Source organism: Streptomyces sp. NPDC002054, from assembly GCF_040296685.1.
GTDB lineage: Bacteria > Actinomycetota > Actinomycetes > Streptomycetales > Streptomycetaceae > Streptomyces.
This window is the reverse complement of record NZ_JBEOXT010000038.1, coordinates 1-12651: the sequence shown is the minus strand read 5'-3', so window position 1 is coordinate 12651 and position 12651 is coordinate 1. Positions and strand designations below refer to the sequence as shown.

Below are 12651 nucleotides of genomic sequence, written 5' to 3'. Positions count from 1 at the left end.
CGTGCGGCGGGGTTGAATGCCCCGCATGGGACATCTCGAAGCGGGCCACCTGGAGTACTACCTTCCGGACGGGCGGGTACTGCTCCCTGACGTCTCCTTCCGCGTGGGGGAGGGCTCGGTGGTCGCCCTGGTCGGGGCGAACGGGGCGGGCAAGACCACCCTGCTCAAGCTGCTCTCCGGGGAGCTCCAGCCGCACGGCGGCGGGGTCACCGTCAGCGGCGGACTCGGGGTGATGTCCCAGTTCGTGGGCTCGGTCCGGGACGAGACCACCGTCCGCGACCTGCTGGTCTCGGTGGCACAGCCGCGGATCCGGGATGCGGCGAAGGCCGTCGACCGGGCCGAGCACCTGATCATGACGGTGGACGACGAGTCGGCCCAGATGGCCTACGCGCAGGCGCTCAGCGACTGGGCCGACGTGCAGGGCTACGAGGCCGAGACGCTGTGGGACGTCTGCACCATGGCGGCGCTCGGCATGCCGTACGACAAGGCGCAGTTCCGCGAGGTGCGGACGCTGTCCGGCGGTGAGCAGAAGCGCCTGGTCCTGGAGGCGCTGCTGCGCGGTCCGGACGAGTGCCTGCTGCTCGACGAGCCGGACAACTACCTGGACGTGCCGGGGAAGCGGTGGCTGGAGGAGCAGCTGAACGCCACCCGCAAGACCGTGCTGTTCGTCTCGCACGACCGGGAGCTGCTGACCCGGGCCGCGCAGAAGATCATCAGCCTGGAGCCGGGGCCCATGGGCACCGACGTCTGGGTGCACGGCGGCGGCTTCGGCACGTACCACGACGCCCGCAAGGAGCGCTTCGCGCGCTTCGAGGAGCTCAAGCGGCGCTGGGACGAGGAGCACGCCCGGCTGCGGGCGCTGGTGCTGCGGCTGCGCAACCAGGCGGCGAGCAGCCCGGACATGGCCTCGCGCTACCGGGCGATGCAGACCCGCTTCCAGAAGTTCGAGGAGGCCGGCCCGCCGCCGGAGCCGCCGCGCGAGCAGGACATCCGGATGAGGCTCAAGGGCGGCCGTACCGGGGTGCGGGCGCTCACGGTGGAGAACCTGGAGCTGACCGGCCTGATGAAGCCGTTCTCCCTGGAGGTCTTCTACGGGGAGCGGGTGGCGGTGCTCGGCTCGAACGGATCCGGGAAGTCGCACTTCCTGCGCCTGATGGCGGGCGAGGACGTCAAGCACACGGGTACCTGGAAGCTGGGCGCCCGGGTGGTTCCCGGCCATTTTGCGCAGACCCATGCGCACCCGGAGCTGTTCGGCCGGACCCTGGTCGACATCCTGTGGACGGAGGCGGCGAAGCCGCTGGGCCAGGCGATGGGCGCGCTGCGCCGGTACGAGCTGGAGCGGCAGGGCGAGCAGCCTTTCGAGAAGCTGTCCGGCGGCCAGCAGGCCCGCTTCCAGATCCTGCTGCTGGAGCTGGCCGGCACCACGGCGCTGCTGCTGGACGAGCCGACCGACAACCTGGACCTGGAGTCGGCGGAGGCGCTGCAGGACGGCCTGGAGTCGTACGACGGCACTGTGTTGTGTGTCACGCACGACCGCTGGTTCGCGCGCAGTTTCGACCGGTATCTGGTCTTCGGCTCGGACGGTGTGGTGCGAGAGACTCGGGAGCCGGTGTGGGACGAGCGCCGGGTGGAGCGCGAGCGCTGAGCGAGCGGTGGGCGGGGGAGCAGACGTGGGGCTGAAGCGGTCCGGGGGGCCGGGCGTGGCGGGGCGTGGGCTCGCCCTGCTCGAGTGGCTGCTCCGGCCCGCCTCGCGGCCCTGGCGGGCCGTCTCGCTGGCCGTGGTGCTCGGCATCTGCGTGTCCAGCAGCCTCAAGCACAACTGGGGCTCGGACAACGCCTTCGTGGTGAAGGCCGCGGACACCCTGCTGGCGGGCGGCTCCCCGTACGAGGACAAGCGTTTCCTGTACCTGCCGAGTGCGGTGCTGCTGGCGGTGCCGGAGGCGCTGCTGCCCACCCCCGTGCTGCGCTGGGTGCTGCCGCCCGCGATGTCGGCGCTGGTGGCCTTCGGCTGGTGGTGCGCGCTGCGGCTGTTCTCGGTGCCCACGCGGTCGCGGCTGGCGGTCCTGGGTTTCGCGGCCTTCGCGTTCGCCTACAAGCCGTACGCGAACATGGTGCTGATCGGGAACTGGACGGCGGTCTCGGCCGCCGCGCTGCCCTGTGCGCTGCTGCTGGCGCACCGCAGGCGCTGGGTTGCGGCGGGTGCGGTGATCGGGCTGGCGATCGCGGCCAAGCCGATGCTGGTGCCGGTGGCCCTGCTGTTCCTGCTGGCCCGGCAGTGGCGCGGGCTGGCCGCCGCCGTGCTGGTGCCGCTGGGGTTCTCGCTGGCCGGTGCGCTGCTGATGCCCAGCCCCACCCTGTTCTTCACCAAGACCCTGCCCTTCCTGCTCCAGGGCCAGGACTCCTACGCGCTGCCCTGGGACGCCTCGCCCATCGCGGTGCTGCCCCGGCTCGGGGTGCCGGAGCCGGTCGCGGTGGGGCTGGCGGGGGCGCTGGCCGCGGCCGGGTTGTGGGCGGTGTGGCGGCGCTGGACCCGGCCGGCCGCCCTGGAGCCGGACCGGGGGGAGCTGCGGCTGGCGGAGACCGCCTGTATGACGATGCTCGCCGCCTTCCTGGTGTCCCGGCCGTCCTTCGACCACTACCTGCTGGTGGTGCTGCCGCTGCTGTTCGCCTCGGTGGTGCGGCCGGGGTCGGCGCCGCGCTCGCCCTGGTTCTGGACGGCGGTGGTGCCGCAGGTCATCGGGATGCCGTGGAACTGGTACTTCACCAGGGAGCGGCGGGCCTTCAAGGACTGTTTCACCCTGTGCGTGCTGGCGGCCGGGCTGATCCGCGGGTGCGCCGCCCGGCGGCGGGGTAGTCTGGTAGGCGTACGAACTGCAGGATCCGTGCGGCCCGAAGGGTCCGCCGAGGAGCCCGCTGAAGGGCCCGTCGAGGAGCCCCTCCAGGCGGGATCTCGTCCGGCGTTTTGACCCGTCCGGGGCAGCCCAGGTATTCTGCTGGTTCGTTATGCGTATTGGCTTGTTCATTCTCACGTGAAAGGGCCCTTACGCCGGTCCACCGGGGCCGATGACCAGCGGTACACACGGGTTGCGTCCCCGTCGTGCACCAGGGCTGTCGTGATCGTTCCGTGGTGACCTTTGTCAGGACCCATCACTGAAGAAGCGAAGGCTACGAACCGTGCGTACGTACAGCCCCAAGCCCGGCGACATCTCGCGCCAGTGGCTCGTCATTGACGCCCAGGACGTTGTCCTCGGCCGTCTGGCGACCCAGGCCGCTGCCCTCCTCCGGGGCAAGCACAAGCCGACCTACGCCCCCCACATGGACATGGGCGACTTCGTCATCATCGTCAACGCCGACAAGGTCCACCTGTCCGGCAACAAGGCGAACCAGAAGATGGCGTACCGCCACTCGGGCTACCCGGGTGGTCTGCGTGCCGTCCGCTACAGCGACCTCCTCGCGGACAACCCGGAGAAGGCCGTGGAGAAGGCCGTCAAGGGCATGCTCCCCAAGAACACCCTGGGCCGTCAGATGCTCTCGAAGCTGAAGGTCTACTCGGGCGACCAGCACCCCCACGCTGCCCAGCAGCCGGTGCCGTTCGAGATCACCCAGGTCGCGCAGTAATTCCGGCCACCCCCTAAGACGTAAAGAATTCTGAGGAGAATCGTGGCCGAGACCACCGTCGAGACCCCCATCGAGGGCGACGAGACCTACGACGCTGTGACCACCTTCGAGTCGGAGGCTCCGGAGGGTGACTACACCTCCGAGTCCGTCGCCTCGCGCTTCGGCGACCCGCAGCCGGCCGCCGGCCTGGGCCGTCGCAAGAACGCCATCGCCCGCGTCCGGATCGTTCCGGGCACCGGCAAGTGGAAGATCAACGGTCGCACCCTTGAGGACTACTTCCCCAACAAGGTGCACCAGCAGGAAGTCAACGAGCCCTTCAAGGTGCTCGAGCTCGACAACCGCTACGACGTCATCGCCCGCATCGCGGGTGGCGGCGTGTCCGGCCAGGCCGGCGCCCTGCGCCTCGGTGTGGCCCGTGCGCTGAACGAGGCGGACGTCGACAACAACCGCCCGGCGCTGAAGAAGGCCGGCTTCCTCTCCCGCGACGACCGTGCGGTCGAGCGCAAGAAGGCCGGTCTCAAGAAGGCCCGTAAGGCTCCGCAGTACAGCAAGCGTTAATCTGCCTGCTCTCTGCACGAATCCGCCCCGGCGGCACGCTCTGTGCTGCCGGGGCGGTTCGTTTACCGCCTCAGGCGGCACATATCTGTCACACGCGGTCACGTACAAAGAAGTACCCAGCGCGAACTCGGAGGACAAAAGTGGGACGACTCTTCGGCACGGACGGTGTACGCGGTGTCGCCAACGCGGATCTCACGGCCGAGCTGGCGCTCGGTCTTTCCGTGGCGGCTGCCCATGTGCTCGCCGAGGCGGGCACCTTCGAGGGGCACCGGCCCACCGCGGTGGTCGGCCGTGACCCCCGGGCCTCCGGCGAATTCCTGGAGGCGGCGGTCGTCGCCGGACTGGCGAGCGCGGGCGTGGACGTCCTGCGCGTCGGTGTGCTGCCCACCCCGGCGGTGGCGTATCTCACCGGTGCGCTGGGTGCCGACCTCGGCGTGATGCTCTCCGCCAGCCACAACGCCATGCCCGACAACGGCATCAAGTTCTTCGCCCGGGGCGGCCACAAGCTCGCCGACGAGCTCGAGGACAAGATCGAGGCCATCTACCAGGAGCACCGCACCGGTGCCCCGTGGGAGCGCCCGACGGGCGCCGGTGTCGGCCGGGTCAGTGACTACGACGAGGGCTTCGACAAGTACATCGCCCACCTCATCGCGGTCCTCCCGAACCGGCTGGACGGCCTGAAGATCGTCCTGGACGAGGCGCACGGTGCGGCGGCCCGGGTCTCCCCGGAGGCCTTCGCCCGGGCCGGGGCCGAGGTCGTCACCATCGGTGCCGAGCCGGACGGCCTCAACATCAACGACGGCTGCGGCTCCACCCACCTCGGCCTGCTCAAGCAGGCCGTCGTCGAGCACGGCGCCGACTTCGGCATCGCGCACGACGGTGACGCCGACCGCTGCCTGGCCGTGGACGGCACCGGCGAGGAGATCGACGGCGACCAGATCCTCGCGGTGCTGGCGCTCGCCATGCGCGAGTCCGGCCAGCTGCGCAAGAACACCGTGGTCGCCACCGTCATGTCCAACCTCGGCTTCAAGCTGGCGATGGAGGCCGAGGGCATCGCGCTCGTGCAGACCGGCGTCGGCGACCGCTATGTGCTGGAGTCGATGAAGGAGAACGGCTACGCGCTCGGCGGCGAGCAGTCCGGCCACGTGATCATCCTCGACCACGCGACCACCGGCGACGGCACGCTGACCGGCCTGATGCTGGCGGCCCGGGTCGCCGCGACCGGCCGCACCCTGGCCGACCTGGTCGGCGTCATGCGGCGGCTGCCGCAGGTGCTGATCAACGTCCCGGACGTGGACAAGTCCCGGGTCGGCACCTCGGCCGAGCTGGCCGCGGCGGTCGCCGACGCGGAGCGCGAGCTGGGCACCACCGGCCGGGTACTGCTCCGTCCGTCCGGCACCGAGCCGCTCGTTCGGGTGATGGTCGAGGCCGCCGACATCGAGCAGGCGCAGTCCGTCGCCGGCCGGCTGGCGGACGCGGTCAAGTCCGCGCTGGGCTAGGGCCGGACACGTAGGGCCCCTGAACTCCCCCGGCCGGCCGGTTTCGGTCAGCGCCGGGGGAGTACGCGCTTCCAGCGGCCACGCTGGGTGCGCCACAGCAGCTTCCATGCGTACAGGGTCAGGACGCCGGCGAGCATGATGCCGCCCAGGTTCAGCAGCAGCTGGAGCGCCGAGCCCCACATCTGCGCGTACTCCTTGTAGCTCAGCGCCACGGCTGCGTTCGCGGCGGCCGGGACGGTGGTGACCGAGATGGCCACGCCGACCAGCGTTCCGGCCTTCGCCGAGGTCAGCGAGAGCGTTCCGGCGACGCCGGCCAGCAGGGCGACGACGAAGGAGAACGGGTCCGGCTGCCAGATGAAGCTGGTGTTCGGCCGCGGATTGTCGAGCCGTCCCTGGCTGAACAGGCCGAGCGCGTCCATCACCAGGCTGAACACGGTGGTGGCGATGATCGCCGCGGCGAAGCCGATCAGCAGGGCCGCGAGCGAGCGGGCGGCGAGTCTGGGGGCGCGCTGCACCACGCCGGTGCAGACCCCGGCCAGCGGCCCGAACTCCGGGCCGACCGCCATCGCGCCCACGATCAGGACCGCGTTGTCGAGCACCACACCGCAGGCCGCGATCATCGTCGCGATGATCATGAGTGCGGCGTAGGTGATGGTGAGGGTGGACTCCTCGTGGGTCGACTCGGCGAGCTGCTCCCAGATCACCGCGTCCGCCGGTTCTCCGGGGGCCTCCTGGTCGGCCGCGTCGGCGCGTTCCGACATCGAGAGGTCGATGTTCTCGACTGCGATCGAGCCGTCCTTGTGGATGCCGAGCTGCCGGAGCTCGTGCAGCAGCTCGTCGCCGGCCTCCCGGGCGACATCGCAGAGGACCAGGTCCCCTCGGGGGTCCCGGGCGGCGCCGGGGAGTACGACCAGATGGGTGGTGCCGACCGTCGATTCGACGGCCGCCACCACGGCCTCCGTCCGGTCGGCCGGGGTGATCATCCGCAAATGAAGCATTAACGCACTCTATGCGCTAAAGCTTCCGCAAACTGAGCTTCTGTACCTTGTGGTCCGGTCCCTTGCGGACGACCAGATTGGCCCGGCCGCGGGTCGGGGCGACGTTCTCCAGCAGGTTGGGGCGGTTGATGGTGCGCCACATCGTCTGCGCGTACTCCATGGCCTCCTCCTCCGACACCTGCGTGTACTTCCGGAAGTAGGAGAAAGGATTCTGGAAGGCGGTCTCGCGGAGCTTGCGGAACCGGTTCAGGTACCAGCGCTCGATGTCCTCGGGGCGCGCGTCCACATACACGCTGAAGTCGAAGTAGTCGGCCAGGCCGACCCTGGTCCGGCCGTCCTTGCCGGGCAGGGCCGGCTGGAGGACGTTGAGCCCCTCCACGATCAGGATGTCCGGCCGCCGCACCACCAGCTGCTCGCCCGGCACGATGTCGTAGATGAGGTGCGAGTAGACGGGGGCGGTGACCTCGTCCTTGCCGGCCTTGATGTCCGCGACGAAGCGGGTGAGCGCGCGCCGGTCGTACGACTCCGGGAAGCCCTTGCGGGACAGCAGCCCGCGCTCCTTGAGCTCCTTCATCGGGTAGAGGAAGCCGTCCGTGGTGACCAGCTCCACCCGCGGGTGCTCGGGCCAGCGGGCGAGCAGCGCCTGCAGCAGACGGGCCACGGTGGACTTGCCGACGGCCACCGAGCCGGCCACGCCTATCACGAAGGGGGTGCCCTGCTGTGCGCCGTGGCCGTTGCCCGCGTCGCCGAGGAAGGTGTTGAGCGTGCCGCGCAGATTGCTGGTGGCGCCGACGTACAGGTTGAGCAGCCGGGACAGCGGCAGGTAGACGTCCCGGACCTCGTCCAGGTCGATGACGTCGCCGAGGCCGCGCAGCCGCTCCACCTCCTCGGCGGTCAGCGGGAGCGGGGTCCGCTCGCGCAATGCGCTCCACTCGGCTCGGGTGAGGTCGACGTACGGCGAGACATCGGCGGTGCGGTGCCGGTGGCCGGGTGCGCTTCGTGGCGGCGAAGTGATCACACCGCCATTGTCGGCTCTCCGGCGGACTTGTGGGTGGTGGGGTCGGTCACGTGGACGGCACCTGAGGTGAAGGTTGTGTGGGTCTTGATCTCGATTGGGGCGAGGCGGTATATCGGGCTCGTTACGATCGGGAATCTGGCTGTGTGCGGGTGCCGGGACCTCGTAGATTCAGATCTTGTTCCGGTTCCTGTGTGCGCGCTGTGCCCCTGTGCGGAGGCGCCCCGGCCGGTCGGTAATCAACATTTTCCTGGGGGAGATCTTCTCGTGCGCAGCACCCTCGTTCGTCGTTCCGTCATGACCGCGTCTGCCGTCTCGCTGGCCCTGCTGGCCACCGCGTGCGGTTCCGAGGACAAGAAGGACGACGCGAAGACGGACACCAAGCCCTCGGTGTCCGCGCCGGCCGCCCCGGCGGCCAAGGGCAAGACGGACGCCGAGCTGGCCAAGCTGATCGTGGCTCAGGGCGACGTGGCCGACACCACCTTCAAGGAGGCCACGCCGGCCGAGGCCGCCGCCGGTGCCGCCGCGACCAGCGACAAGCCCGAGTGCAAGGTGCTGGTCCAGGCGCAGTCCTTCGGCACGCTGGGCACGCCGTCCGGCACCGCCCGTACCAAGGCCGCCGGCGCCAGCGTGAAGACCCCGGGCGCGGGTGCCTCGGAGGAGGACAAGCTGAAGGCCGGGCTGGAGGCCCTCACCGGTGCCAGCGCGACCGCCGTCACCCTGACCTCGTACGACGGCAAGGGCGCCGAGGAGGCCTTCGCCTCCGTCAAGACGGCCGGCACCGCATGCGCCGGCGGCTACTCGGCCACCCAGGCGGGCGAGACCGGCAAGGTCACCGGTGTCGCCCCCGCCGCGGCGATCACCGCCGGCGACGAGGCGGTCGCCTACACCGTCGCGGCCGACGCCGACGGCGAGGCGTTCGCCACCCAGCTGGTGGTCGTGCGCAAGGGCAACACCCTCGCCACCTTCTCCACGCTGAGCCTGTCCGGCAAGGCCGAGCAGCCGAAGGCCCTGGTCGAGGCCCAGGCCAAGAAGCTCGGCTGAGGCAGCGCGCGCCCGGCCGCCCCGGGCGGCGCGCACCCGAACGTCAAACCCCGTTCCGGCACATTCGCCGGGGCGGGGTTTTCGTCTGGTTCAGCTACCGGTCAGCGGGGGTTCAGCGGCGTACGCTGCGGCCTATGTGCGGAATTGTGGGTTACGTGGGAGCGCAGTCGGCGCTCGATGTGGTCATTGCCGGACTCAAGCGGCTGGAGTACCGCGGCTACGACTCGGCCGGGGTCGCCGTACTCGCCGACGGCGGGCTGGCCGCCGCCAAGAAGGCCGGCAAGCTGGTCAACCTGGAGAAGGAGCTGGTCAGCCGGCCCCTGCCGGCCGGCTGCACCGGGATCGGGCACACCCGGTGGGCCACCCACGGCGCGCCGACCGACATCAACGCGCACCCCCACCTGGACAATTCGGGGCGGGTCGCGATCGTCCACAACGGCATCATCGAGAACTTCGCCGCCCTGCGCGCCGAGCTGACGGAGCGCGGGCACCGGCTGGATTCGGAGACGGACACCGAGGTCGTCTCGCACCTGCTGGCGGAGGCCTTCTCCTCGACCGGGGACCTGGCCGAGGCGATGCGGCAGGTCTGCCGGCGCCTGGACGGTGCGTTCACGCTGGTCGCGGTGCACGCCGACGATCCGGACGTGGTGGTGGGGGCGCGCCGGAACTCCCCGCTGGTGGTGGGCGTCGGCGAGGGGGAGAACTTCCTCGCCTCGGACGTGGCCGCCTTCATCGCCCACACCCGGGCCGCGATCGAGCTGGGGCAGGACCAGGTCGTCGAACTCCGCCGCGACGGGGTGACGGTGACCAACTTCGACGGCACGCCGGCCCAGGTGCGGGCGTACCACGTGGACTGGGACGCCTCGGCGGCCGAGAAGGGGGGTTACGACTACTTCATGCTCAAGGAGATCGCCGAGCAGCCGAAGGCCGTCGCCGACACCCTGCTGGGCCGGATCGATGCGAGCGGCTCGCTGACGCTGGACGAGGTGCGCATCCCGGTCTCGGTGCTGCGCGAGGTCGACAAGGTCATGATCGTGGCCTGCGGTACGGCGTACCACGCGGGCCTGATCGCGAAGCTGGCGATCGAGCACTGGACCAGGATTCCGTGCGAGACGGAGCTGGCGAGCGAGTTCCGGTACCGGGATCCGATCCTGGACCAGCGCACGCTGGTGGTGGCGATCTCGCAGTCCGGCGAGACGATGGACACTCTGATGGCGCTGCGGCACGCGCGCGAGCAGGGCGCCCGGGTGCTGGCCATCTGCAACACGAACGGCTCCACCATCCCGCGGGAATCGGACGCGGTGCTGTACACGCACGCCGGGCCGGAGGTCGCCGTCGCCTCCACGAAGGCGTTCCTGACCCAGCTCGTCGCCTGCTACCTGGTCGCGCTCTACCTCGGGCAGGTGCGGGGCACCAAGTGGGGCGACGAGATCCGGGCCGTGGTCCGTGAACTGTCGGACATCGCGCGGGCCGTGGACATGGTCCTGGAGACCATGGAGCCGGTGCGGAAGCTGGCCCGGTCCCTCGCGGCGAAGAACACGGTGCTGTTCCTGGGGCGGCACGTGGGCTACCCGGTGGCCCTGGAGGGTGCGCTCAAGCTGAAGGAGCTGGCGTACATGCACGCCGAGGGCTTCGCGGCGGGCGAGCTCAAGCACGGCCCGATCGCGCTGATCGAGCAGGATCTGCCGGTGGTGGTCGTGGTCCCGTCGCCGCGCGGCCGGTCGGTGCTGCACGGCAAGATCGTGTCGAACATCCAGGAGATCCGGGCGCGGGGGGCGCGGACGATCGTGATCGCGGAGGAGGGGGACGAGGCGGTGGTCCCGTACGCCGACCACCTGATCCGGATCCCGGCCACGCCCACGCTGCTGCAGCCGCTGGTGGCGACGGTGCCGTTGCAGGTGTTCGCCTGCGAACTGGCGACGGCGCGGGGCAACGAGGTGGACCAGCCGCGTAATCTCGCGAAGTCAGTGACTGTGGAGTGATGGGTCGTCAATTGTGATTATCGGCGTGGGGATCGACGTTGCCGAGATCGACCGGTTCGAGGCCGCGCTGCAGCGTACGCCCGGCATGGCGCGCAGGCTGTTCGTCGACGCGGAGTTGATGCTGCCCAGCGGCGAGCGGCGCGGTATCGCCTCGCTCGCCGCCCGGTTCGCCGCCAAGGAGGCCCTGGCGAAGGCGCTGGGCGCGCCGCCCGGCCTGCTGTGGACGGACGTCGAGGTGTACGTCGAGGACAGCGGCCGGCCGCGGTTGCGGGTCCAGGGCACGGTCGCGGCGCGCGCCGAGGAGCTGGGCGTGGGCTCCTGGCACATCTCGCTCAGCCACGACGCCGGGGTGGCGTCGGCGGTGGTGATCGCGGAAGGCTGACCCCATGCGTACTGCTTACCGCGTGGAGACCGTACGGGCCGCCGAGCGCGCGCTGATGGCGCGGCTGCCGGAGGGCGCCCTGATGCAGCGGGCGGCGGCCGGGCTGGCCGCCGTATGCGCGCAGCGGCTGGGGCGGGTGTCCGGCAGCCGGGTGGCGCTGCTGGTGGGGCCGGGGGACAACGGCGGCGACGCGCTGTACGCGGGCGCCCGGCTGGCGCGGCGCGGCGCCGGGGTGTGGGCCGTGCCGATGGACCCGGAGCGGATGCATCCGGGCGGACTGGCCGCGCTGCTGCGGGCCGGCGGGCGGACCGCGGAGCGGGTGCCGGACCGGGTGGACCTGGTGCTGGACGGGCTGGTGGGGATCGGCGGCCGGGGCGGCCTGCGGGCGGCTGCGGCGGCGCTGGTGGACGGACTGCCGGCCGGGGTTTTGGTGGTGGCCGTCGACCTGCCGAGCGGGGTGGACGCGGACACCGGGGAGACGGCGGGGCGGGCCGTGGCGGCCGGGCTGACGGTGACCTTCGGGGCGTACAAGCCGGGCCTGCTGATCGAGCCCGGGGCCTCGCTGGCCGGCGAGGTGCGGCTGGTGGACATCGGGCTGGAGCTGCCGGAGGAAGCCACGGCGGAGGCGCTGGAGGACGCGGACGTACGGCGGCTGCTGCCGGTACCCACCGCCGCGAGCGACAAGTACCGGCGCGGGGTGGTGGGCCTGATCGCCGGGTCCGCCCAGTACCCGGGCGCGGCCGTGCTGACCGTGGCGGGCGCGCTGCGGGGCGGGGCGGGTGCGGTGCGGTACGTCGGCCCGGCGGCGGACGCGGTGCTGGCCCGCTACCCCGAGGTGCTGATCGGCAAGGGCCGGGTGCAGGCGTGGGTGATGGGCCCCGGGCTCGGCAGCGAGGAGGTTCCGCTGCCGGACGGGGACGTACCGCTGCTGGCCGACGCGGACGGGCTGCGCGGCCTGACCCCTGCCGCGGTCCGGGCCCGGACCGCCGAGACCCTGCTGACCCCGCACGCCGGGGAGGCGGCGGCGCTGCTGGGCGTGTCCCGGGAGGAGGTCGAACGCGGGCGGCTGGCGGCGGCGCGGGAGCTGGCGGACCGGTTCGGGGCGGTGGTGCTGTTGAAGGGGTCGGCGACGCTGATCTGCGAACCGGGCGGCGACACCCCCGTACGGGTCAACCCGACGGGCTCGCACTGGCTGGCCACGGCCGGCAGCGGGGACGTGCTGTCGGGTCTGGCGGGATCCCTGCTGGCGGCGGGCCTCCGGGCACGCGACGCGGGCGCGGTGGCGGCATACCTCCACGGCCGAGCGGGCGAACTCGCGGCTGGCGCGTCGGCCGGCACGGCGGCGGGCGGCACGGCGGCCGGCGCCCCGATCACCGCCCACGAGCTGGCCCTGGCCATCCCGACAGCCTGGCGCTCCCTGACCCCCTGACCACCCTGGCCGTGGGGCGCCGGCCCCCGGGGGGTGAAGGGAGCCGCCGCCCGGCTCACCTCCCGCGCGGGGTGCGTGGGGTCGGTGAGCACACCGGGGATCTTGCGCAGGCGGGCGGACCCGGCA

The 12651-nt window shown here is 71.6% G+C and carries 11 protein-coding genes; 9 read left to right on the top strand and 2 right to left on the bottom strand.

What is annotated here, in order from left to right; all coding sequences use genetic code 11:
- The first annotated feature begins 25 nt into the window (after window positions 1-25).
- From ABT123_RS29645 to glmM, 5 genes are all read left to right on the top strand, one after another.
- Window positions 26-1645 (top strand): ABC-F family ATP-binding cassette domain-containing protein, encoded by a 1620-nt coding sequence (locus ABT123_RS29645; RefSeq protein WP_351320237.1) that lies wholly within the window; start codon window positions 26-28, stop codon window positions 1643-1645.
- A gap of 55 nt (window positions 1646-1700) precedes the next feature.
- Window positions 1701-2966 carry a glycosyltransferase family 87 protein gene (locus ABT123_RS29640; RefSeq protein WP_351320235.1) on the top strand — a complete coding sequence of 422 codons (1266 nt, stop codon included), beginning with the start codon at window positions 1701-1703 and terminating at the stop codon, window positions 2964-2966.
- Window positions 2967-3174: 208 nt separating this feature from the next.
- Window positions 3175-3618 (top strand): 50S ribosomal protein L13, encoded by a 444-nt coding sequence (gene rplM, locus ABT123_RS29635; protein WP_150209254.1) that lies wholly within the window; start codon window positions 3175-3177, stop codon window positions 3616-3618.
- 42 nt (window positions 3619-3660) lie between these two features.
- Window positions 3661-4176, top strand: a complete 516-nt coding sequence (rpsI, locus tag ABT123_RS29630; RefSeq protein ID WP_351320233.1) for a 30S ribosomal protein S9 — start codon at window positions 3661-3663, stop codon at window positions 4174-4176.
- A gap of 140 nt (window positions 4177-4316) precedes the next feature.
- Window positions 4317-5675, top strand: a complete 1359-nt coding sequence (gene glmM, locus ABT123_RS29625) for a phosphoglucosamine mutase (RefSeq protein WP_351320231.1) — start codon at window positions 4317-4319, stop codon at window positions 5673-5675.
- A gap of 47 nt (window positions 5676-5722) precedes the next feature.
- Here the strand turns inward: glmM and ABT123_RS29620 are convergent, their stop codons facing one another.
- A complete protein-coding gene (locus ABT123_RS29620) occupies window positions 5723-6673 on the bottom strand; it encodes a DUF389 domain-containing protein (protein ID WP_351320229.1) in 951 nt (316 codons plus the stop codon).
- A 16-nt stretch (window positions 6674-6689) separates the two neighbouring features.
- Window positions 6690-7691 (bottom strand): type I pantothenate kinase, encoded by a 1002-nt coding sequence (gene coaA, locus ABT123_RS29615; RefSeq protein ID WP_351320227.1) that lies wholly within the window; start codon window positions 7689-7691, stop codon window positions 6690-6692.
- A gap of 294 nt (window positions 7692-7985) precedes the next feature.
- On the opposite strand from coaA, the gene ABT123_RS29610 reads away from it, so the two are divergent.
- The 4 genes from ABT123_RS29610 (at window position 7986) to ABT123_RS29595 (ending at window position 12525) form a co-directional block, all read left to right on the top strand.
- Window positions 7986-8732 carry a hypothetical protein gene (locus ABT123_RS29610; protein ID WP_351320225.1) on the top strand — a complete coding sequence of 249 codons (747 nt, stop codon included), beginning with the start codon at window positions 7986-7988 and terminating at the stop codon, window positions 8730-8732.
- Window positions 8733-8866: 134 nt separating this feature from the next.
- Entirely contained in the window at window positions 8867-10714 is a 1848-nt protein-coding gene (gene glmS / locus ABT123_RS29605) for a glutamine--fructose-6-phosphate transaminase (isomerizing) (RefSeq protein WP_351320223.1), read from the top strand.
- Window positions 10715-10724: 10 nt separating this feature from the next.
- The gene (locus ABT123_RS29600) at window positions 10725-11096 is read left to right on the top strand and encodes a holo-ACP synthase (RefSeq protein ID WP_351320356.1); all 372 of its coding nucleotides are present in this window, start codon (window positions 10725-10727) and stop codon (window positions 11094-11096) included.
- A gap of 4 nt (window positions 11097-11100) precedes the next feature.
- The gene (locus ABT123_RS29595) at window positions 11101-12525 is read left to right on the top strand and encodes an NAD(P)H-hydrate dehydratase (RefSeq protein ID WP_351320221.1); all 1425 of its coding nucleotides are present in this window, start codon (window positions 11101-11103) and stop codon (window positions 12523-12525) included.
- Window positions 12526-12651 lie beyond the last annotated feature (126 nt).